The organism is Paraburkholderia phymatum (assembly GCF_038900715.1).
In the GTDB taxonomy this organism is placed as follows: Bacteria; Pseudomonadota; Gammaproteobacteria; order Burkholderiales; family Burkholderiaceae; genus Paraburkholderia; species Paraburkholderia phymatum_A.
On sequence record NZ_JAYMRZ010000016.1, the window covers coordinates 42,388 to 65,114 of the forward strand.

Here is a 22,727-nt window from a genome sequence, read left to right on the forward strand (position 1 = left end):
AATGCGCGCGGCTTTCAGATCACTTGAGTTCTTTGACGACACGAAAGCCGTTTTGCGACTGGCGCACGCTCGGGCTGTACTTGAAGCGTGTCGAGCTCAACATGTAGTCGTTGCCTTCGCGCCACGAGCCGCCGCGAATCACGCGCATGTTGCAGCCGGGGGCATCCCATGTGCGTCCGTCGGCCGGCGCGTTCTGGTATGAGTTATGCCAGCAGTCGCCGACCCATTCCCAGACGCCGCCGTTCATGTCGTACAGTCCATACGGATTCGCCGCATATGAGCCGACAGGTTCTGGCGCTTCCTTGTGATAGGGGTCGCCGCAGTCCTTGCAGTTCGCTACGCCTTTGCGCATCTGATCGCCCCACCAGTACTTCGTCGACGTGCCCGCGCGGTCCGCGTATTCCCATTCGGCTTCCGTCGGTAGCCGATAGGTCTTGCCCGTTACCTTGCTCAGCCATTTCACGTAGGCCTGCGTATCGTCCCAGCTGAGATCGCGCGCGGGTGCATTCTTTACGGAGCTGTTTTCAGTTGACAGCTTCGGGCATCCGTTGGCATCCGCGCACGCGTTCCATTGCTCGACCGTCACCTCATATCTGGCGATCGCGAACGGCGCGGAGATTGTCACGTGATGCGGCGGTTTCTCCGATGGGTCGTAATTGCTGCCCATCGTGAACGAGCCTGCGGGCAGCGACACCATGACGGGACATGCCGCGCAGTCCTTGCTTTCGCCACCCGTCGCGGCGTGCGCGGGCGCAGGCGTCGGCGCGGCAGGCGCGGCGGGTGCAGGTGCTGCTGCGGCTTTCGGTGCAGGAGCGGGCGTTGAGGCCGGCGCAGGCGTTACGGCAGCCTTCGGCGCCGGTGCAGGGGCGGGCGCCGGCGAAGGAGCAGGCGCCGCGTGCGTGGCAGGCGGCGTCGCCGATCCCGCTGCCTTGAGCCGGTCGATGCGTGCCCTCGCGAGCGTCGCGAAGCGGCCGTTCGGATAGGCCTTCAGATACGCTTCATAATCGCTCGCGTAATTGCTGTCCTTGATCGAATCCCAGAACGTCAGTTCATATTGCTCGTTGCTGTCCTTCGGCAAAATGCCCCGGCTATTCAACGTGACGATTGCATTCGGCGAATCATCCAAGGCTAGCGTCAAGGTATGCGATGCAAAGACGCGCGCAGGTTTCGTCATCGACGAGACGGCCCACGGTTTCTGCATGCCGTGCGTCGCCTGGGTCACGCGTAGCGTGACGTGAGCAAACATCGAGTCGAGTGGCTGATCGGGTGCGTGGGCCAGTTCGCGCAACCATGTGTCGGTAAAGATGCCGTGACGCGTTCCGTCGGCGGCGTGTTCGCCCTGCTCGGCCGCGAAGGCAATGAGCGTTTGCGCGGGCAACGGAATCGCCGCGACAGACCGCGCGAACGGTTGCGTGAGGCACGCATCGAGCACCACCAGATTGAGCGCATGCGCGCGCGGCGCGGAGAGCGTATCGAGCACGCCCGACAGATCGACGCTTGCTGTCATCAAGGTCGCGGGCGCGCGCGGGTCGGCGCTGGCGGAAGCGAGCAGCGTCGAGTGCCCCGCCTGCAATCCGTGTCCGGCGAAATAGAACAGGGCAGTGCCGCCCGGCTTCAAGCGGTGGCGAAACTCGGCGAGCGCGTCGCGCATCTGTTGCGTTGTCGCGTTCGTGCGCAGCACGACATCGAAGCCTTGAGCGCGCAACGTTTCAGCGACGCTTTGCGCATCGCGCACGGCGTTCGGCAGCGCATCGACGGGGTAATCCGCATTGCCGATCACGAGCGCAACCTTGCGCCCGGCGCCTTCGACCGAATCTGTAACGGCATCATCCATCGCGATGCGTGGAGCGGCAGCGCCTGCTTCGCGCGGTAGCGTTTGCGCGGCGGCTGCTTGCATCTGGAGTGCCCCGATGATGCAGACCAGCAGAAGTTTTCGCCACATTTTCAGATCCTGTTTGTTCTGGAAGTTCTGGAAGTTCTGGAAGTTCTGGAAGGAACCTCGCTATGGACGAACCGGCGGGACCAGCCGGAGGGGCCCAGCGCACAATGAGAACGACAGCCGTTCGCCGCATTGCAATCGACGGCGAAGCATGCAGCCATTCTGGATAGTGCGTGTGCGCGGGGCGTCGCGTGCGCGACGCATTGCTTTTGCATGGACCACCCTCTTCAACGATAGCACGCGATTCGAAACGTCAGAACGTTAACGAGCGTGGCGTATCTTTTTGACAAGTTACGTCCTAAGCTAAAGCGGAAGCAAGCAGCACTGACCCTCCCTGGGAGAATGCGCAATGCAAAGAAGAATAAGGCTGGCGATTTTCGGCGCGCTCTTTCTCGCTTCGGCACAGGTATTCGCGGGACCGACGCCGTCGCCGCCCGGAGCCGAGGAGTACATCATCTGGCCTTCGGACGGCACCGTCATTACGGGCGGCAAGCTCTGGGTGCGAATGGGCTTGCGCAATATGGGCGTGTGTCCTAAGGGCGTGAATGTTCCGAATACAGGACATCACCATCTGCTGATCGATACGGACCTGCCGCCGATGGATCAGGAGATTCCCTCCGATCGCCAGCACCTGCATTTCGGCGCAGGGGAAACGGATGCGCGCATCGAGTTGCCGCCCGGCAAGCACACGCTGCAATTGCTGCTAGGCGATCACAACCACGTTCCGCACAATCCGCCCGTCTATTCGAAGAAGATCACCATCATCGTGAAGTGAGCACGCGCCGCCACAGCGCCGGCGGGCCGGTGCAATGCGCGCAAGACGGAGAACAGCAGCCATGATCAGGATCGTTGCCGCCGCGGCGCTTGCCGCTCTCGCTTCATTGAATATCGCCTTTGCCGGGCCGACGCCTGCGCCAAAAGATGCATACGCGTATATCGGCTATCCGAACAATGGACAGGTCGTGCCTGCCAACAAGCCTTTTCGCGTGTGGTTCGGCTTGCGGTACATGGGCGTCGCGCCGAAGGGCGTCAAGTACCCGAACACGGGCCACCACCATCTGCTGATCGACACTGACCTGCCGCCGATGGATCAGGGGATTCCTTCCGATCGCCAGCATCTGCATTTCGGCGCGGGGGAAACCGAGACGATGATCGAGTTGCCGCCCGGCAAGCACACGCTTCAATTGCTGATGGGCGACGAGAATCACGTTCCGCACAATCCGCCCGTCTACTCGAAAAAGATCACCGTGATTGCGAAGTGAACGAACGGGTGTGCTCAATAATCGCTCAATAAATTGAGTACTTTGTGCTGTTCCTTTCGACCCAACAGTTTCGCTGTGAATGTCTGCCGCGCTGCGTCACCTGCGCGGCAGATGAATGCATGCGCGATTCGTATGCGCGGAGGCGTTTTGACAGGCAGTGCAATGCGAGCAAGGCTCTGAAGGTTTTTCGACGCACACGCGATGCAATTGGCACAGCCCATGCATGAGTGAGGTTCGAGCAGACAAGATGCTTGAAGCACCAAACCGAATACCTCGCGAACCCTTCGCTTTTCTCATGGGAGAACTGTCATGAGCGCACTGATCATCAAAGACCTGTCCGTTGCCGAAGAACTCGACAGCGAAGCACTGAAGTCCGTCCGCGGCGGCTATCTTGCCAATCCGTTGTTCCCGAGCCTGTCGTTCCTGTTCGACAACAGCAAGACGATCAACGCGCCGCAATTCGTTCAGCAACAGATGAATATCACGAACGTCGGCGGCAACAGCAACTCGACGACGCAGATCATTCCGATGATGACGGCCGGAAACAGCATCGTCATGAACTGACGTTCGCGCGCGCATTCGAGGCTGTCCGGACCGGCCGCCTCGGATGGCCAGGCGCTCGCACTCACGACGTCGTCACCGCCGTCAAAAAGATCGAAAACGTAATCGTCCTTTTCACAAGACCGCCGCGTCACCGCACGAACTCCACGCCGAACGAAATCCGCCGACATTCATAGTGATGCCGCGCCGGACGTGCTTTACTTGAATGGCGCGCTTTGCACGTGCAGTAGAGCCGGGAAAGATCGGAGAATATCGTGTCTGCGTTGCCTGATTCGTTCGTCGCCTGCTGCATGCAACGGGGTTCGTCCGCCAGCGTTCACGCGGACAACCGCGACGAAGCACCGAAAAGCCGTATCGCCATCGCCGTTCGCGCAATCGCATCCACCGCCATCTGCGCGGCGCTGCTTGCCGGTTGCGTCGACGTTCACCAGCCTGACTACAAGCGTCCCGATACGCCCGCCAAGGCGTCGTGGTCGGACAAGACAGGCTCGCTCGTCTCGCCCGCCGATACCATCGTGCCCGACTGGTGGAAGGGCTTCCAGGACCCGTATCTGAACACGCTGATCGACAAGGCGATTCAAGGCAACTTCGACATCAAGGTACTTGCCGCGCGCATCGATGTCGCCGGTGCGCAGATCGGCGAAGCGAAAGCGGGAGCGCTGCCGACGGCCGATCTCGGCGCGGGCGCCAATTTTCAAAAGGTCACGGGCCAGCCGTTTACCAAGCAGTACAACGTCGCTGCCCAGGTGAACTGGGACATCGACATCTGGGGCAAAGTCGAAAAGGGCGTGCAGGCGCAAAAGGCCGAATTCCACGCGACGGAAGCGGACTGGCGCGCGGGCTATCTGGAACTGGTGTCGAACGTGGCGACCACGTATTTCCAGATTCTCCAGTTCGACGACCAGATGGAAGCGCAGCAAAAAATGGTCGACGAGAACAAGCAGATTCTCTCGATCTTCGACGGCATGAATCGCAACGGCCTCATTCCGAAGACGCAGGTTCTTCGTCAGCAGGCGGAGGTGAATCGTCTAACGAAGGATCTGATCGATCTGCGCCGCTCGCGCAGTCTCGCGAACAACGCGCTGTGCACGCTGATCGGCGTGCCCGCCGGCGAATTCACGGTGCCTGTCGGTCATTTGCAGCAGCGCGTGCAACTGCCGCCTGTGCCGGGCGGCCTGCCTTCGCAATTGCTGTCGCGCCGGCCCGACGTCGTCGCGGCGGAACTGCGCGTGCTCGAAGGCTACGACTTCGTCGGCGAAGCGAAGCTCGCGCAATTGCCGACTGTCAGCCTGACGGCGCACGGCGGCACGGCAAGCTTTGCGCTGTCCGAGCTGCTGAAGTCGTTCACGTTCGGCCTGATGCCGAGCATCAACATTCCGCTGCTCGATCCGGGCGTGCGCGCTCACGTGAAGACGACGGAAGCGCAAATGGCCGTCGCCGAACAGCAGTACCGGCAAACGGTGATGGCGGCATTCGAAGAAGTCGAGAATGCGCTGGTCAGCCTGGATGCGCACAAGCAGCAGCGAGTGGAATTGCAACAGGAAGTGCAGCGTCTTAGCGTGGTTGCGCAACAGATCGAGTCGCAATTGCGCGAGGGTGTGGTTTCGCAACTGGAAGTATTCGAAACGGAGCGCACGCTGCTTCAGGCGCAACTCGATGTACTGACGAATCATCAGCAAATACTGTCGGACACGGTACTGCTTTACAAGGCACTCGGCGGCGGCTGGCCGGCCGTGAATGTGGAAGCGCAAGTCAAGCAGTGAGCGCGGCAATCGATCCCGCAACGAACGGGTACTCGCCAATGGCAAGCACTGGCACGGTTCTTAAAAGTACTGCGTCGAATCGGATGATTGATGGCGGCCGCAATAGCCGGACCAACAATTGACTAACACCATGCGTGACTTAAAATTCCTGATTAGCTGCCGAATTGGTTATCAACACGGTGGCTGCGTCGAATACGCTCTGGTCGCCGCGCCTGTCGAAAGCTCTGTCCTGACGCTCGTGCGTCAGCTGTCCACGCTTGGTGATGCAAAGAGATGAATCCCGGCGAAGCTCCGATTGCTGAGATGCGGGCGGCTCTGGACAAAGAGTTCGACGTCCTGCTGCTTCCCGTCTCGCATCCGTCCCTGGGCCCCATCCGCATCGTCGACGATCTGTTCGCGATCGGCCGCAGCGAGCCGCCTTTTGCCGAGTATTCGCGCGAGCTGGTCACGAAGCTTTCGCGGCGTCACGCGCGCATCTTTAGCGAGCACGGCGCGGTTTATGTGGCGGATCTCGACAGCAAGAACGGCACGACGGTGAACGGCAACGCCGTGCGTCAGACGCCGGCGCGTGTACGCGCAGGCGACGAACTGTGCTTTGGCGGCGAATTGAGTTATCGCGTCGCCGTCGAACCGCGTCCGTTCAGTTCCGCATCCGCGCGCGGCGTTCAGCATCTGACGGTGACGCTCAAGCCGGAGCGTGCGGATCTGGGACTCGAAGCGATCGACATCCCTGTATTTCCGTTTCTTGTCAGCAAGACGGACGAACTGTTCGCGCGCTATAAAGACCGCTATCCGCATCAGGTCAATTACATTTCGCGGCGTCACGCGCATATTTTTCTGAAGAGCGGCGAGCCGTGGATCGAAGATCTCGGCAGCACGAACGGCACATTCGTCAATCAAAAGCGCCTCGGCGAATCGGCTGTCGCGCTGCGAAACGGCGATGTGATCGGATTCGGCGGCGACCATTTCGTCTACCAGGTTGCGCTCGAAAAGTCCTTCGAAATCGAGCCGACCGTCACGCAGATGACGCCGCCGTTCGCCGACGCCGCTTCGCCCGTTGCTTCGCCCGTCGCTTCGCGCATTGCTTTCGATACACCCGCGCCCGTTGCCGCCGCCGCGATGCCCGCGGAAGATCCCGACAAGACGACGTTCGTCGGCGCGGCGCATTCGTTTCTCGACATCTTCTGTGTCGATCGCGCGTTGCAGCGCGAAGACGAAGTCAACGAGAACTCACCGCCGTTGACGTCCGAAGAGTCGACGGAAACGCCGCAGCGCCGTCCGCGCCGTCGCTGGCAACTCCTGCTCAGCGAATTGACGCGCACCTTCGCGGGCGGCGACCGCACGACGATGCGGCGCATCGGCTGGGGCGGCCTTGCCGTGCTGATCGTGATCGGCGGCATTGCCGTTGCGCTCTACATGCGCGGTGCGTCCGAGCGCGAAGTGAAGAATCTGCTCGCGGCGGGCGAATACGAAGAAGCGGCGCATTCCGCCACGTCTTATCTACAGCATCATCCCGCCAGCGATTCGATCAGGTCGCTCGGGAGCGAAGCGCTGATGAAAGCGCGCGTGCCCGGTTGGCTCGCCGCATTGCGCGCGAAGCAGTTCGACCGCGCGGCTGCGCTGGTCGAAGGCATGCGTACATCGAGCGAGGGCAACCCGGATGCCGTGTCGCTGATCGACCAGTTGCGCTGGGTCGGCGAGCTCGAGCGTTTCGTCGTGGGCCGTGGCGGCCCCGATGCGTCGATTCACATCTACAGCGACGAAGGCCGCATCGGCGATCTGCTGAAGCGCTGGGAAGATGATGCGAAAGGGCATCAGCGGATACTCGATCGCATCGCGTCGTATGTGCCTGAATTTACCGAGCCGTATGCACTTGCGATGAGCCATCTGCGCAAGCTGCAAAGCGACGATTCGGTGTACCTCGCCGCAATCGAGCGGCTCAATTCGACCATCGCAACAGAACTGGGACACGACAAGCCGAACGCGTTGACGGCCGTGCTCGACGACTACGCACAGCGCTATCCGCGTCTCGCCGGACTCGATGCGGTGCGCGCGGATTTGCGGCAGTACACGGAACTCTTCAACGAAATGACGGCGCGTCATCTGCCGCCGCTGCTCGCGTTGATGAAGAAGGCGAGCTTCAGCACGCCGCCGTTTCAGGCGCAATACACGCAATTGAGCGCGAGTCGCTTGCCGTCGCCGGAAGTGATTGCGAAGCACGATGCCGTGAGCGCCGCGTGGCAGAGCGGCGACAGCCAGCAGGCGCTGGCAGGCTTGCAGGCGATGCCCGCAGGCCCGTGGTCCGATGTGCTCGCGGCGGAGCTCGCGCACAAGAAGGCGGTGCTCGATCAGTTCGCGGACTTGCAGAAAAGCCGTGGTGCGGGCAATCGCGACGACAAGCTGCTGTCGTTTTACGCGAGCCTCGACCCCGTTGAGGACGCGTACTACGTGCGCGCAATTAAAACCGATGTCGACGCGCTGCGCGACAGGGCGCTCGCTCGCGCGCAGGACTCGATCAACCGCGCGCAGACGCTGTGGCGGCAATATCGCGCGAACGGTTCGATCGGCGGCACGCAACGTCTCGAAGCGGGCGTTTCGGAAGGCTTTCGCAATCAGGCGCGTCTGCTTTCGGAAGCGAATACGTCCGCGCAACAGGGCATGCGGATCTATACGCAATTGAAAGCGCCGCCGCCCGCCGGCTCCGATCAGTTGCTCGAAGACATCGAAGCGGAAACGCAATTGCAGCGCCGTTCGTTGCAGGAATTGCGGATGGTACTCGAGCCTGGCTTGCTGAAGTCCAAGCTCGCGTTGATTGGAGGCACTGACGAGTGAAGCGCGACAATCATCCGAAGCCGCTTTACGAAGCGCTCGAAGATCACAGTGCGGAGGGCATCGCGATCCTTACCGCGGAGCCTGTGCGCATTGCGACGGCGCTCGTGCTGACGCTGGTCGCGCTGGTGGTGGCGGGCCTGTTGTGGTCGTTCATCGGACGCGCGGATGTGATCGTGACGGCGCAAGGGATGCTCGCGCCGGAATCGGACGTGCGGCGCATTTACGCGCCGATCGACGGCGAACTGACCGATCTGTATATCGCAGAAGGGCAGCCCGTATCGAAGGGCGACGTGCTCGCGCGCATCAACGCGCGCGGCGCGATCGAAGCGGCGACCAATGCGTTGCAGGCGCAACTGAAACTCGAAGATGCCGAGCGCGAATGGAAAGAGTTTCCGCAAAAGAAGGAGTTGATGGAACGAAGAGCGGCCGCGCTCAAGGATCAACTCGAAGTGGAAGAGCGTTTGCACGAGAACCGCATCTCCGAAGGCACGACCAAGCTCGCGGAAGGCCAGAAGGCGGAACTCGAAGAAGCGCGCAGCACGCTCGACAATGCGCGCCGCACGCGCGATGCCGCGCGCCAGGAGGCGGATAAGTACGCGCGCCTCTTCGCGCAGCCGGGCGGCGGCGGCGTGGCCGAACTGCAGGTGGATGCGAAGCGCAATGCGTATCTGGAAGCGGACAACGCCTATCGCGTCGCGCAATCGAAGCTCACGGAACTCGACTTCAAGCTGAGCCACGAATACGCACAGGCCAATGCGCAACTCGAAACGAGCGGCCAGCAGGCAACGAGCTTGCAGCTTCAATATGACGCCGCGATTCGCGAAATCACGAGCACCGAAGAGAAACTGCGCCTGCAATTGCAGACGGCGCGCCTCGTCGCCGATGCGGCCGCGCGCATTCGCTTCGAGAACATCGACAAGGACAATTTCCTGCTGATCCTCGCGCCGACATCGGGCGTCATCACGGATGTCACGTCGACGCAAACGGGCGACAAGATCCAGGCGAACACGCCGCTGGGCGGCATCGCGCCTAAGGATGCGCGCCCCGTGCTGAAGATCGAGATCGCCGAGCGCGACCGCGCTTTCCTGCACGAAGGCATGCCCGTCAAGCTGAAATTCAACGCGTTTCCGTATCAGCGCTATGGGCTCATCAACGGCACGCTCGCGTATATCTCGCCCGCGACGAAACCTTCGGCGCAGGACAAGCAGCCTGTCTACGAAGGCCGCGTGTCGCTCGACAAGAATTACTACCAGGTCGCGGAGAACCGCTATCCGCTGCGTTACGGGATGACGGCAAGCGCCGAAATCGTCGTGCGCGAGCGGCGGCTGATCGACCTGGGGCTGGACCCGTTCAGGCAACTCGCCGGATAAGCCGGCCACGATCTGGACGCGCTGCAACGCAAGCCGTAGTCAACATACAACCGCCAGCCCGCCTGTACGTTCGGGCCACCACTAGAGGAGCGGACGAGATGACCGCGATCGTTCGAATCGATGATGAAGTCGTGGATGTCGGCGAATTCACACGCCTGCTGAAGCTCACGGGCCAGTTCGAAAGCCTGATCGAGCAGATGGTGCGCGACAAGCTGACCGTGCATGCCGCAAAGAAGCATGGCGTGACGGTGAATGCCGACGAAATCCAGGAACGCGCGGATCAGTTCCGGCGCGTGCGTGGGCTGCATCGCGCGGCCGACATGAACCAGTACCTCGACACGCTCAAGGTCAGTCTCGACGAGTTCGAGGGGTTCATCACCGACAGCCTGTATCAGGAGAAGATGCTCGACAAGGTGTGCAGCGACGGCGCTATAGAAGAGTACTTCTCGATGAATTCGCCGAAGTTCGACGCGATCGAGATCAGCCACATTCTTCTCGACGACGAAGGCAAGGCCAAGGAAATGATCTCGTATCTGAACGACGATCCCGACGCATTCGCGGAAATGGCCCGCGAGCATTCGATTGCGGATACGAATATATCGGGCGGTGTGATCGGCAAGGTGCTGCGCGGCTCGCTAAAGCCGGATATCGAAGCGAAGATCTTCAACGCGGCAGTCGGCGATCTGCTCGGGCCCTTCGCTTCGCCGGACCGTTCGTGCTTCGAGATCTTTGCCGTGACGGCGAAATATCCGGCGGAGCTCGACGCCGATGTCGCGTCGGAAATCAAACGCCTGCTGCGCGAAGAGTGGCTGATGACGCGCGCCCAGGAACACATCATCGAAGCGCTCTGAGCTGACGCGCGCTACTGCCGGGGACCACGAGCATCATGGATGCACCGCAAACCACGCCGTCCGCTGCCGACTTTCTGTCGACGGTCGAGATCCTGTCGCCGTTCACGCGCGAGGAACTCGACCGTCTCGCGGAACACGTGCAATCGCGCTTTTATTCGTTTGGCGAAACGGTGTGCAACGTGGGCGATCCCGCCGACGGTCTCTACCTGATCAAGTCGGGCTCGGTGCGCATCTTCACCGAAGAGCACGGCAAGGAAATCAGCATGGGCGTGCGCAAGTCGGGCGAAGTGTTCGCCGACATCGCGATGCTGCGCGCGTACGTGCACGAGTCGTCGGTGCGTTCTTCGGGCAAGACGGAGTTGCTGTTCATTCCGCGCGCGGCGATCGAGCCCGTCATCGGCGGCAATCAGGCCGCGCTCGCATTTGTCGCGAGCTATGTCGCGATCAATTCGGCGGGCGGCTTCGTTGCGCAGCTATTCGATTTGCGCGGCAAGCTGAACAAGCAGGAACTCGAAGAATACGTGCGCAGCGTCGGCGTCAAGCGCGTCACCGCAGGCAAGGAGATCCTCAAGCAGGACGGACGCGACGACCGGCGTCTCTATGTGGTGCGGCAAGGCGAAGTGCGCATCGTGCGCCAGGAGGACGGCAACGACTACACGCTTGCGACGCTGCGCGACGGCGAGATCTTCGGCGAAAAGGCCTGCCTGATGCGGCAGGAGCAGGCGGCGTCGGCGATTGCGATGACCGATACGCGGCTGCTCGTCATTCCCGAGCGCACGGTGCATTTCATTCTCGAGCGCAATCCGAAACTGCGCGAAGTACTCGACGAGCGCATCAAATACGCGGATCGCGAGCTTGACCGGCAAAAGCGCATCGAACAGCGGCGCAAGCTGCCGCTGCGGCTCGATTTGCATACGAAGCCGGAACTCGGCGAACGGGTGATCAAGCGCTTTGCGCTCGTCGAGCAGGCGGAGGAAATGGATTGCGGCGCCGCGTGCCTTGCGATGATCTGCAAGCACTACGGCATACCGATGACGCTCGGCAAGCTGCGCGAACTCGCGAACGTGACGACACAGGGCGCGACGCTCGACAGCCTCGCGCGCGCGGGCGAATCGCTGGGCTTTACCGCGCGCGGCGTGCAATGCACGTTCGATTCGCTGCGAGGCTTCGATCTGCCGTTCATCGTGCATTGGGAGGGCTACCACTACATCATCGTGTACGGCGTGTCGAAGGATCACGTCTGGCTCGCCGATCCCGCCCTGGGGTTTCGCAAGCTGAATATCGAAGATTTCGAACGCGGCTGGAGCGGCACGTGCCTGCTGTTCACGCCGGGGCCGAATCTCGTGCAGCTGTCGGCGTCGCGCTCGCCGTGGCTGCGCTTCGTCGCGTATCTGACGCCGTACAAGAAGATACTGATGCACCTGTTTCTCGCGACGTTCGTGATTCAGGTGCTGGGCGTGATTCCGCCGTTGATCATCCAGAACATCCTCGATGGCGTGATCGTGCATCAGAACATCAGTCTGCTGCATCTGCTGATACTCGGCCTGATCATTTCGAATGTGTTCTCGCAGCTGATGTCGATGATTCGCGCGTATCTGTCGAACTTCATGGTTCGCAACATGGACTTCGCGATGATGTCGCAGTTCTTCAAGCACACGATGTCGCTGCCGTTCTCGTTCTTCGCGAAGCGCAAGACGGGTGACATTTTCGCGCGCTTCCAGGAGAACCAGACGATCCGCGCGTTCCTGACGGAATCGACGGTGACGACGGCGCTCAATCTGCTGATGGTGTTCATCTATTTCGCGATCATGTTCTTCTACAACGCGAAGATGACGATGGTGCTGATTGCATTCGTCATTCCCATCACGGCTCTGACGGTTGTCGCTACGCCGAAGATCAAGAACTACGCGCGCGAAACGTTCTCGGCGGCAACGGATTCGAAGTCGTTCCTGATGGAGGCGCTATCGGGCGTCGAGACGGTGAAGGGCATGGGCATCGAGCGGCCCGTGCGTCTGCGCTGGGAAAAGAAGTACGCGAAAGCCCTTGAAGTGCAGTACCGCGCGCACGCGTTCAACATCCTGATCGGCTTCGTCAGCCAGTTGCTGAACGCGGCGACGACGATCGCGATTCTCTGGGTCGGCGCGAATCTCGTGCTCGCGCGTGAAATGACGATTGGCCAGTTGATCGCGTTCAATGCGTTCATGGGCAGCGTGCTGACGCCGCTGATGGGACTCGTCAGCTTGTGGAGCATGCTGAACGATGCGGGCGTCGCGATGGAACGTCTCGGCGACGTGCTCGACATCGAGCCGGAGCAGAAGCCGGAAGATCTGCCTTCACGCGTGATGCTGCCGGACCTTCAAGGCGCGATCAGCCTGAACGGCGTCTATTTCCGTTACGGCGAAAACGAAGGCGCGTATGTGCTCGAGAACATCACGTTCGATATCAAGCCGGGCGAACTCGTCGCGATAGTCGGAAGAAGCGGCTCGGGCAAGACGACGCTCGCGAAGCTGCTGGTCGGCTTTTACGCGCCGAGCGACGGCAAGATGACCGTCGACGGTTATGACATGAACGTGGTCGACAAGGCGTTCTATCGCGCGCAGATCGGCTATGTGATGCAGAGCAATCTGCTGTTCTCGGGCACGATTGCCGAGAACATCGCGAGCGGCGACGATACGCCCGACCGGCGGCGCATAGAAGAAGTCGCGAAGATGGCCGACGCGCATGCGTTCATCAGCAAGCTGCCGCTCGGCTACGAACAGATCGTCGGCGAGCGCGGCATCGGCTTGTCGGGCGGACAGATCCAGCGTCTGTGCATTGCGCGCGCGCTGTATCACGATCCGCGTCTGCTCGTATTCGACGAAGCGACGTCGGCACTCGATACGCAATCGGAAAGCAATATCCTCAGCAACATGCACGACATCCTCAAGGGACGCACGGCCGTCATCATCGCGCACCGTCTGAGCACGATCATGCGCGCGGACAAGATCCTCGTGCTGTACGAAGGCGCGATCGTCGAGCAGGGGCGTCACGAGGAACTGGTCAACCGGAAGGGCATGTACTACCAGCTCGTCCAGAAACAGTTGAGCGCGTGATGAAGATACTCGACCAGCAACCTGAAGAAAGCAGTTCCGCCCTCTCATACGCGGGATTGATCGAGAAGATCGAGATATTGCGTTCGACGCTGCGCTGGTCGTCGCGGCTCGAACGCGCGGATATCGAAAAGATCCTGAAACAGGCCAGTTCCTTGCGCGACGAAGTGATGCAGATGTCGCACAAGGAGCGCTTCGTGCAGGCGGCCGTCGTCGAGCCGTTGCGCGGCGACCAGTCGCGTGGCGCGCGGCGGCAGGCGCTGCTTGCGCGCAGCTTCATTTTCGAAGGCACGTTCGGCGATAACCATAAGCTGCTTGAAGCGCTCGAAATCGCCGAGAAGGCCGCGCCGACCGATCTGCCCGTTTTGATCGACGGCGAAAGCGGCACCGGCAAGGAGCTGATGGCGAAGGTCATTCACGCGAACGGCAGCCGCGCGGACAAGCCGTTTATCTCCGTCAACTGCGGCGCGATTCCGGACAACCTTCTTGAATCGGAACTGTTCGGTCATCGCAAGGGCGCATTCACGGGCGCGACGAACGACCGCAAAGGCAAATTCGAAAGCGCGCATACAGGTACGATCTTTCTCGACGAAATCGGCGAGCTGCCGTTGACGGGACAGGTGAAACTGCTGCGCGTGCTCGAAGCGCATGAAATTCAGCGCGTGGGTTCCGACGAGCCAATCGGCGTCGATACGCGCATCGTCGCCGCGACCAACCGCAACTTGCGCAAGCTGAGCGAGCAGGGCACGTTCCGCGAAGATCTTTTCTATCGGCTGAGCGTCATCCACGTGACGCTGCCGCCATTGCGCGAGCGGCGCGATGAAATTCCGCTGCTGATCCAGTACTTCGGCGACGAGGCAGCAGGCGTGCTCAAGCGCCGTCCCGTGAGAATAACCCCTAAATTAAGGGACTTTCTGCTGACCTATTCGTATCCGGGCAATATCCGTGAATTGCGCAACGTGATGTACCGCATTTCGTGTCTCGCGGGCGATATCGCCGATGTCGATCATTTGCCGACGGATATGCGCCCTTCGTCGCCGATTTCTTCGTTGATACCCGGCGTGGCGAGCGAGACGGCAAATGGCGCCGCGAGCGTGACGAATCTGCTGTCGCTCAGCGACGCGAAGCGCGCCGCCAGCGACGAAGCCGAAAAGGCCTTCTTGCAGCGCGGCTTGCGGGAAGTGGGCGGCACGGTGGCGGAACTGGCGCGGCGCGTCGACATGAACCGCTCGCATCTTCAGATGCTGCTGAAGAAGCACGGGCTGCATTCGAAGGATTTTCGCCGCGAGCATGCGCAGGCCAATGCGCGCAAGGACGAGACGGAAGCGAACGACGAAACGCAATGACGCAACGCAGTGACGCAACGCAATAGCGAAACCAAAGCGTCGTATCAGGGCGCCGGATTGAGCAGCGTTTTGTCAGACGCATGCGGGTCTTCCGCCTGCACGACGATGGCCGTGATGTTGTCGCGGCCGCCACGCGCCAGCGCCATATCGACGAGTTCACCGGGGGCATGCAGGCAATCGACAGAGGAGAGCGTCTTGTGAATCTCTTCGTCCGTCACTTCGTTGCTCAGGCCGTCGCTGCATAGCAGGAACACGTCGCCGTCCGCGACTTCGAGCGCGTCTTCGTCGAGATCGAGATGATCGGTTGCGCCGACCGCGCGCGTAATGATGTTGTGCGCGGGATGATTGCGCGCTTCTTCATCGGTCAGATAACCGGAGCGGCGCAGCTCTTCCACCTGGCTGTGATCGCGCGTCAGCTGGCGCAACTGCCCTTCACGCAGCAGATAGATGCGGCTGTCGCCCGCCCACAGGTAGCCGCAGAAGCGGTCGCATGCGAGCAGCACGACGACGGTGGTGCCGATGCGCGGCACCTGCCGGCGGCTTGCCTCTTCGCGTAGCTGGCGGTTCGCGTCTTGCAGGCACGTGCGCGCCTGGGCGATGGACTGCTTGATGCCCGTTGCGTCCGGTAGCTGGCCGAGTATGCCGACGACGAGCTGGCTCGCGAGATCGCCGACCGCGTGACCGCCCATGCCGTCGGCCACGGCCCAAAGGCCGCGTCGCGGCTCATCGAGGCAGGCGTCCTCGTTGATCTCGCGCACGCGGCCGGTGTCGGAGCGTGCCGCCGACGCCCACCGGAATTGACTGATACAGGTCACGGCATCTAAGCCCGGTTCAGACTTCGTTCGTCAGGAGCGGTAATGACGGCCGAGTTGTTGCCCGTGTTCTGGACGTTGACCGTCTGGAACTGGTTGATCATCTGGTTAGCATAGAAGTTGTTCGTGACGTCGTACAGGTTCACGACGGGGCCGACGCTCGGCGTGTTCTGGACGAACGGCGTGATCCAGCCGAATACCCACGGTGCGCCGCCGCCGCCGCTGATCGCGGACATTGCCTTGCGATCGAGCGCGAGGTTGAGGGGCAGGTCGCTGATGTTGATGGATGCCATGACGTGTCTCCCGATCGGCCGTCAAACACAAGGCCGCGAGTCAGAGAATGATGTGTGATGCCAGCTAAGGTGCAAGGCCTATGCCAGTTTGCGTTGCGTGCGCGAGCTTTGCTGCCGATCGTTGCTGGGCGCGGCATGGCGATGACCATTCTCTGATCGCGCGGCATGCCGGCGACTCGTTGCGTTGGCAGTGGCCCAACAAAGGGCAGCCGCAAAAGGTGGGGTAGCCAACACATTTGCGCGCCGCGTCGGGCGTCGCGCAAGAGCGTGAAGTGATGGTGCCCGCACAACACAACGGCCCGAATTTCTGTTGGGGCTATCCATACACAAGCTGCCTGCAAGGCACGGTTCAAGAGGAAATCTATCGTTAAATCAATGGTTTGCTTTGCCTGGTCCGCTTGATGCAAAAGAGTCGGCAACAGTGTTGGCCTTTTGAATCGGATAGCTGGACAGAGCCATGAACCGCAACCTCGAACAATCAAGCAGTGAACAAGGCGCAAACCGCGCGGCCGCTTATGCATCGGCGGACGTCGCGCTCGGCGGTTCCGATGACGAACCCGCACTCGGTGCTCACCTGATCACGCAACGCCGCGGCTACGAGCATCACGGCATCTATGCAGGCAACGGCAAGGTCATTCACTACGCTGGTTTCGCCAAGTCCGCGCATCGCGGCCCCGTCGAAGAAGTGCCGCTCGAACAGTTCGCCGACGGTCACGCCGTCGCCGTGCGTCCGCATCCGTTCCCGAAGTTCTCCGGCGAAGAAACCGTGCTGCGCGCCCGCGCGCGCCTCGGCGAAAACCGCTATCGCCTGCTGACGAACAACTGCGAGCACTTCTGCGCATGGTGCTTGCTCGGCGAAAGCCGCAGCGAACAGGTCCACGAATGCTTCACGCATCCGCGCGCGGGCGTGCACGCGCTGCTGTGCCTCGTGAGCGCTTTCGTCGCCAAGCGGATGAAAATCGGCCACGCCGTTGTTAACGCAGCATGAACGCCGCAGTATGAACGCCGCAGCATGAACCCGGCAGCATGAACCCGGCAACTGAAGTTTGAAGCAGACAAAGACACGAAGGAGACCATCATGAGCCCGACCGGAAAGACACTGCACTGGGCCGTCGACAAGTGGCTTGCGCCCACGCCCGCGATGCCTGCGCGCGTCGTTCGCTTCTGCCGCACGCAGATGCATCGGCGCTGCGTGTGCGTCGAGGCCGCGCGTCCCGGCGGGCTGCTGTCGATCTTCTTCTTCCGTCACGACGACGGATCGTGGAATGTGTTTCCGCCTGCGCAAGCGCGCCCGGCGATGTCGGCATGGAGGACTGCGTGATGAAGAACGGCGACCCGGCGTGCAACGCACGCGGCCCGCGCATCGAGCGGCTGGCGCTGTGCGGCGCGCAATCTATTCGCCAGGCTGGCAGAAGCGCCGCCCCGGTACGTGCGACATTACGGCCTCGGCGATTTGACGAGGCGTGCTCTCGGCAGGCACGACGCGCCGGCAGGATTCAACGTCGTGCCTGAAGGTCCATTCGACGAGCCGGTACGAGCGTCCCCACGGATGCTGCATCGGCGGTGAGACGGTGCAGCTGCGGATCGTGAGCGTTTGCGCGTTGCCGTGCAGCGCGCGCAGATGTTCGAGCACCGAGTCTTCGACCATCGTGTATCTCCTTACTCCAGCCCCATGCAGACCACTAGATCCGGTCCCATGCAAAAAGTCGCAACGGGAGGCCCCACCCCCGGCGAAAAAAAATGCCGCCGATACTCAGGCGGCTCAACAGGGGATGTTGAGCCGCATGTTCACAGGAAAGAATTAAACGAGCCTTAAAAGTGGTGGCTCCACGATTTCGTGGACGCGTAGGCCGCCGCTTAATGCTGCTCGCCGTAGCCGTCGGTCAGCGTGTGCAGGAACGCGACGATATCGTGCATGTCCTCATCGGACATCGCCGGCTGCTCGCCGAACTTGCGGTCGAACGGCGCATCCTTCACGTCGACGTTCGCGCGATACGCGGCCGGAATATCGTTGTACTTCTCCGGCTTGCCGTCGGCGCCGCGCGGATAAAAGCGCGCGGGATCGGTATTGCGCGCGTTGTAGAACGCCATCACGTCGTCGAGATTGTTGTAGATGCCGTTGTGAAAGAACGCGTGGCGCGTCGCCGAATTGCGCAGCGTCGGCGTGAGGAACATCCCGCAGTATTGCGTCTGGTCCTTCAGGTCGGTGCGGAAGGGGCCGCAGATGCCCATGTCGAAGAAGTACGGATCGCGGTTCTGCGCAAGCGTCGTGTTGCGCGGCACGCCGAGCGCTTCGTACTGGAAGTCGGTGAACATCGGCGGCAGCCCGTCGCGGCTCGGCTTCGACAGATGGCAGCCCGCGCAGTTGGCCTTGTCGGGATCGTTGAAGAGATGCAGGCCGCGCAGTTCGGCACGCGAGAGACGCGCCTTGCCTTCGAGCCAGTAGTCGTACTTGCTGGTGTACGGATGGAACGACGGGTCCTCGACCTGATAGCGCGCGACGGCGAACATCGCTTCGGCGACGGCGAGCCGCTGGTCCTTGAAGATGTTGGGGCCGAACAGCTGCATCATCGTCTTGGCATAGCGCGCGTTTTGCAGCTTGCGCAGCACTTCGGCGTCGTCCTTGTTCGCCATCTCGACGGGATTGAGCATCGGGCCCGACGCTTGTTGTTGCAGCGTATCGACACGGCCGTCCCAGAAGAGTCCGCCCTGCGGCACCATTTCCGCCGCTGCGGGCGCCGCGCCCGCCGTCTTTTGCGCGCGTTGCGTGCCCGCGGCCTGGCTTGCGAGTTGCGCGAGGTTGGCCGGGTTGTCGTCGTTCTCCGCGCTGTCGGGGCCGATGCTGAAATTCGGCTGACGGTACAGATACATCAGCGAAGGCGGCGGCCGGTAGCCTTGCAGCGTCATGTGCTCGCCGCCCAGCTGCACGGCGAGATCGTTGGGCGGGCCATACGCGTGCGCGGGGCTGTGGCACGTCGCGCACGACTGCTTGCCGGACGCCGACAGCGACGTGTCGAAGAAGATCTCCTTGCCGAGCATCGCGACAGCGGAGAGCGGCGCGACGGACGGGCGCTGCAACGTGACGGGATGCGCATTGGCGCCCGTCATGTCCTCGACGATTGCTCCGATGGCATCGGGCATGTACTGCGGATACGCGACGGCGAATCCGCACGCGCCGAGCGCCACGACGACAACGGCCGCGACGCACAGCGCGAGCGCGCGGCGCCGCGAGCGGGACGGCGAACCGCTCGGGGCGTTGTTGGGTTCAAGCGGCGTGGGATTCACTGACGGCGTAGAGAGCTCGGTCATATTCGATGGCGATGCGATGACTGATTCGGGACAGACGCGCCGCACAGGCCGCGCCTCGAAAACGAAAGCGCCGCGTTGCGCCGGTTTCCCGGCTGCAACACGGCCATGCTGCTAAAAAAGCGCCCGACGCACTCGATGCGTGCGTCAGATCGCGGGCACCGAGCTGACGGGCGTGCCTTGCGTCTGGTCGAGGAACAGCGTCGGGTTCTTGCCGCCGTTCGAGAAGTCGAACATCGACATGATGCTGCCCGACGTCGCGTCGAACGAGCCGCCGCCGATGCGCTGACCGCTCAGCCAGTTGTCCTCGATGAAGCGCACGACGGACGCCTGGTCGACGAACGTGTGATCGACGTAGTTCGTCTTCGCCCACGGCGAGATCACGAGGAACGGAATGCGCGTGCCGGGGCCGCAGCGGCCATTGACGGCGCCGCCGTTCACGCCCGCCGGCTGCGTGCCCGTCGTGCCGCACACGCCCGCGCCGTTCAGCTGGTCGGCCTGCGCATCGAACGAGCCATGCACGGGCGGCATGAACACATGGTCGTACCAGCCGTCCGAGTCGTCATACGTGACGATCACGGCCGTGCTGTTCCAGTCGGGCTGCTGCTGCAGGAAGTTCACGACCTTCGTGACGAACTGCTGTTCGTCGAGCGGATCGGAGTAGCCCGCGTGCGCATCCTGCGCGGCGGGCGCCTTCAGGAAGCTCACGGAAGGATAGTTCCCAGCCTTCACGCTAGCGAAGAAGTCATCCGTGTCGTACTGGTGGTTCGCCGGCTCCGGCGTCTTGCCGTCGGATTCCGTGCTGTAGCCGATCGCGGCCGTCGAGCTCGGACGCGTGTGCTGCGGGTTGGCCGTCGACGTGTAGTACTGGAACCAGTTGTGGTGCGGAATGTAGTCGGCCGTCGCGGCGCCCACGGCCGTCGCGACCGTGCTGCGCTTGCAGCCCGTCGTGCCGTTCGGGTTCGTCGTCGACAGGTTGAAGCCGCCCATGAAGCCGCCCCACGTGATGCTCTTCGCGTTCAGCAGGTCGCCGATGTTCTTGCCCGACATCAGCACCTGATCGGTCTGGCTCGAACACACGTCGTTGCCCGGATCGACGTCGTTGATCATCGTGATGCCGCCCTGGCCGTCGTTGATGAAGAACGAGCTCTTCGCGACCGTCGACGGGCTCGCCGTCGTCTTCAGGATCTGCACGCCGTTGGTCTGGCCCGAAACGACTTCGAGCGCGCCCGGCGTCGACGGACCATACGTCGACGTCCACGCGTTGTCGCTCATCGAGAACTTCTGCGCGTAGTTCCACAGGCCCGTGACGGTGTTGCCGTCGAAGTAGCCCATCACCTGGCCCGTCGTGCCGAACGCGCCGACGCCGCCGCTCGAGCCCTTACCCGTGAACTTCGGGAAGAGGTCGGCTGCGCCGTTGTCGTTCGCCTGCTGCTCCGCTGTGTACGCGTGGTTCTGGTCGGCCGTCGCAGCCTGCGTGCGGTCGAGGCGGAACGGATTCGCTGCGCCCGTGCCGTTGGCCGTGTTCAGGTTCGGGTTGGCCGTCAGCAGCGTGCCCGTCAGGATGTTCGCCGACGGCGTGCCGGCGGCGGGCGAGAACGCCGGCTCCCCGGCCGGGTTCGTCGCGTTCGGATAGGTGCCGAAGTAGTGATCGAACGAAACGTTCTCGCCGTAGATCACGACGAGGTGCTTGATGGGTGTGGCGGTTTGCAGCGAGTTCTGAGCGGTCGAGTTGTTGTTGTGATCGCTGCCGCATGCGAACAGCGACAGCGCCAACCCTGCGCAAGGAACGGCTATCAAAGCTCGGCGAAACATAATGACGTAGCTCCCGGGAATGAATTGTTGATTTGTTTCGGGGCGGTCGTATCGTGAGCGCGCCGATCTCAGGCGCGTGACGATCCGCATGACGATGCGGGCCGCGTGTCGGCTATGCCGACGCGACCGAATTGAATCAAACAGGTGTGAACTTATGGAGTCGTGTAACTTTCGCCGCTGTCATCGTCGGACAGCGTTGTGAAAGGCGCCGATTGTCAAATCGTCAATGCGTGCCGGCACAACCACCGGCGCGGCTGGCGTTTGTCTTGCATCGCGCTTACGAAAGAAAAGAGCGCGTCATCGTGCCGGTGGCGCGGACGATGACGAAGTGGCGTCAGGAGACTGCACAATGTCGAGCGATTCGACGCGCACGGCGGGCAGTTGCACGTGTTGCGCATCGGCGTTGTTGACGCGTGTGATCGTGCCGTGGATCTTCACCTGCTGGTTCTGCAACGAGAGCGCCTGTTCGCGTGAGATGCCTTCGAGTTCGAACACGCCGCGCGCATCGTAGACGACGGCAGTGCCGATGATCTGCGGCGAAATCTTCGCCGCGCCCAGTTCGGCCGATTCGACCCACAGATTGACCGTCGTGCCGTCGGACGTGTTCGTCGTCTGCGCGAGCGTCGTCGTGCGCGGCGAGTAGTCGGCGTAGTAGAACGTGCGCGTATCGCCGACGTTGTAAGTCGTCGTCGATGCGCCGTTCGTCGAATAGCGCGCGGCCGGCGCGACACGGTTCGTCGCGAGCGCAGCCCAGCCCCGATAGTTGAAGTCGCGGATCGCGGCCAGCGTCGGATTTTCGCCGCTCGCGGTCGTCGCCGTTGCCATTGCCGTTGCCATTGCCGTTGCAGCCGACAGCGGCTGTGCGCGCATGATCGACGCCGACATGTTCGCGCTCGACGTGCTCAATGCAATGGCCGGCATCGGCTGCGCGCTCGTGCCTTCGTTCGTGAAGACGAGCGTCATGTTCTGCCCCGACAGTCCCTTGATGCTGACGGGCACGTCGATCGCCGATGCATTCGTGTTGACCGCCTGCCATACGGCCGTGCCGCTGCCGGTGTAAGTCGAATCGTCGGCTGCCGAGCAGGACGAGCAGGCGGCATGCAGCACGCTGTCGTTGCTGGCGGGCGCAGGCGTGCTCGTCGTGGCGGGCGTGCCCCTGGCCGCGCTCGACGTCGGCGCGCTGTCGTTGCCTCCACCGCCGCAGCCGCCGAGCGTCGCGATAACCGGCAGCGCGATCGGCAATGCAAGAGTCGCGACGCGTGCCGCTATCGATTTCGAGCGCTGGCTGCCCATCGCAGATGCCCTTTCGGTGTCGCCGGCGATGGGGCAGGGCATCGCGGATCGTGCCGGCGTGTCGGTCCGCGATGTGCGTCAAGCGGCCTCACGGGCGTCGGCGCGCGAAGCGGACTGATGACGGGAGCGCTGAAGCAAGGGGATGAGGCGTCGATGGCCTCTGCTGGAATATCGGCGGCGCGGGAGGCAACTTTA

Annotated in this window: 17 protein-coding genes and 1 pseudogene; 11 read left to right on the plus strand and 7 right to left on the minus strand. The window is 62.2% G+C overall.

Annotated features, from left to right (window positions below):
* Positions 1-19 precede the first annotated feature (19 nt).
* Positions 20-1,942: an SUMF1/EgtB/PvdO family nonheme iron enzyme gene (locus VSR68_RS26355; RefSeq protein WP_342942652.1), complete on the minus strand. Its 1,923-nt coding sequence runs from the start codon at positions 1,940-1,942 to the stop codon at positions 20-22.
* 346 nt (positions 1,943-2,288) lie between these two features.
* On the opposite strand from VSR68_RS26355, the gene VSR68_RS26360 reads away from it, so the two are divergent.
* The 9 genes and pseudogenes from VSR68_RS26360 to VSR68_RS26400 all read left to right on the plus strand — a co-directional run bounded on the left by VSR68_RS26360 (position 2,289) and on the right by VSR68_RS26400 (position 15,013).
* Positions 2,289-2,714 carry a DUF4399 domain-containing protein gene (locus tag VSR68_RS26360; RefSeq protein WP_342942653.1) on the plus strand — a complete coding sequence of 142 codons (426 nt, stop codon included), beginning with the start codon at positions 2,289-2,291 and terminating at the stop codon, positions 2,712-2,714.
* Positions 2,715-2,775: 61 nt separating this feature from the next.
* The gene (locus tag VSR68_RS26365; protein WP_152755675.1) at positions 2,776-3,201 is read left to right on the plus strand and encodes a DUF4399 domain-containing protein; all 426 of its coding nucleotides are present in this window, start codon (positions 2,776-2,778) and stop codon (positions 3,199-3,201) included.
* Positions 3,202-3,510: 309 nt separating this feature from the next.
* Complete coding sequence (locus VSR68_RS26370; RefSeq protein ID WP_342942654.1) at positions 3,511-3,765, plus strand: hypothetical protein; 255 nt, start codon at positions 3,511-3,513, stop codon at positions 3,763-3,765.
* Positions 3,766-4,052: 287 nt separating this feature from the next.
* Positions 4,053-5,525: an efflux transporter outer membrane subunit gene (locus VSR68_RS26375; RefSeq protein WP_428983594.1), complete on the plus strand. Its 1,473-nt coding sequence runs from the start codon at positions 4,053-4,055 to the stop codon at positions 5,523-5,525.
* Between the two features lie 273 nt (positions 5,526-5,798).
* Positions 5,799-8,373: pseudogene (locus VSR68_RS26380) on the plus strand (FHA domain-containing protein); the annotation flags it as partial.
* A complete protein-coding gene (locus VSR68_RS26385; protein WP_090867578.1) occupies positions 8,354-9,727 on the plus strand; it encodes an HlyD family efflux transporter periplasmic adaptor subunit in 1,374 nt (457 codons plus the stop codon). The pseudogene VSR68_RS26380 and the gene VSR68_RS26385, both read left to right, overlap by 20 nt.
* A gap of 98 nt (positions 9,728-9,825) precedes the next feature.
* Entirely contained in the window at positions 9,826-10,578 is a 753-nt protein-coding gene (locus VSR68_RS26390; protein ID WP_342942657.1) for a peptidylprolyl isomerase, read from the plus strand.
* 35 nt (positions 10,579-10,613) lie between these two features.
* Complete coding sequence (locus tag VSR68_RS26395; RefSeq protein WP_342942658.1) at positions 10,614-13,670, plus strand: peptidase domain-containing ABC transporter; 3,057 nt, start codon at positions 10,614-10,616, stop codon at positions 13,668-13,670.
* On the plus strand, positions 13,670-15,013 hold the full coding sequence (locus VSR68_RS26400; RefSeq protein ID WP_428983590.1) for a sigma-54 interaction domain-containing protein: 1,344 nt from the start codon (positions 13,670-13,672) through the stop codon (positions 15,011-15,013). Before VSR68_RS26395 ends, VSR68_RS26400 begins: the two co-directional genes overlap by 1 nt.
* Positions 15,014-15,057: 44 nt before the next feature.
* Here the strand turns inward: VSR68_RS26400 and VSR68_RS26405 are convergent, their stop codons facing one another.
* Together VSR68_RS26405 and VSR68_RS26410 are read right to left on the minus strand one after the other, a co-directional pair.
* The gene (locus tag VSR68_RS26405; protein ID WP_342942660.1) at positions 15,058-15,828 is read right to left on the minus strand and encodes a PP2C family protein-serine/threonine phosphatase; all 771 of its coding nucleotides are present in this window, start codon (positions 15,826-15,828) and stop codon (positions 15,058-15,060) included.
* A 5-nt stretch (positions 15,829-15,833) separates the two neighbouring features.
* A complete protein-coding gene (locus tag VSR68_RS26410; protein WP_342942661.1) occupies positions 15,834-16,118 on the minus strand; it encodes a hypothetical protein in 285 nt (94 codons plus the stop codon).
* A gap of 457 nt (positions 16,119-16,575) precedes the next feature.
* On the opposite strand from VSR68_RS26410, the gene VSR68_RS26415 reads away from it, so the two are divergent.
* A complete protein-coding gene (locus VSR68_RS26415) occupies positions 16,576-17,106 on the plus strand; it encodes a lecithin retinol acyltransferase family protein (protein ID WP_342942662.1) in 531 nt (176 codons plus the stop codon).
* A 90-nt stretch (positions 17,107-17,196) separates the two neighbouring features.
* On the plus strand, positions 17,197-17,439 hold the full coding sequence (locus tag VSR68_RS26420; RefSeq protein WP_152755683.1) for a hypothetical protein: 243 nt from the start codon (positions 17,197-17,199) through the stop codon (positions 17,437-17,439).
* A gap of 72 nt (positions 17,440-17,511) precedes the next feature.
* On the opposite strand, the gene VSR68_RS26425 is transcribed toward VSR68_RS26420, so the two are convergent.
* The 4 genes from VSR68_RS26425 to VSR68_RS26440 all read right to left on the minus strand — a co-directional run bounded on the left by VSR68_RS26425 (position 17,512) and on the right by VSR68_RS26440 (position 22,574).
* Positions 17,512-17,766 (minus strand): DUF2866 domain-containing protein, encoded by a 255-nt coding sequence (locus tag VSR68_RS26425; protein ID WP_152755684.1) that lies wholly within the window; start codon positions 17,764-17,766, stop codon positions 17,512-17,514.
* A 209-nt stretch (positions 17,767-17,975) separates the two neighbouring features.
* Positions 17,976-19,427 carry a cytochrome-c peroxidase gene (locus VSR68_RS26430; RefSeq protein WP_342942663.1) on the minus strand — a complete coding sequence of 484 codons (1,452 nt, stop codon included), beginning with the start codon at positions 19,425-19,427 and terminating at the stop codon, positions 17,976-17,978.
* Between the two features lie 144 nt (positions 19,428-19,571).
* Positions 19,572-21,239 carry an alkaline phosphatase family protein gene (locus VSR68_RS26435; protein WP_342942664.1) on the minus strand — a complete coding sequence of 556 codons (1,668 nt, stop codon included), beginning with the start codon at positions 21,237-21,239 and terminating at the stop codon, positions 19,572-19,574.
* 297 nt (positions 21,240-21,536) lie between these two features.
* Positions 21,537-22,574 (minus strand): M30 family zinc metallopeptidase, encoded by a 1,038-nt coding sequence (locus VSR68_RS26440; RefSeq protein WP_342942665.1) that lies wholly within the window; start codon positions 22,572-22,574, stop codon positions 21,537-21,539.
* Positions 22,575-22,727: the final 153 nt, after the last annotated feature.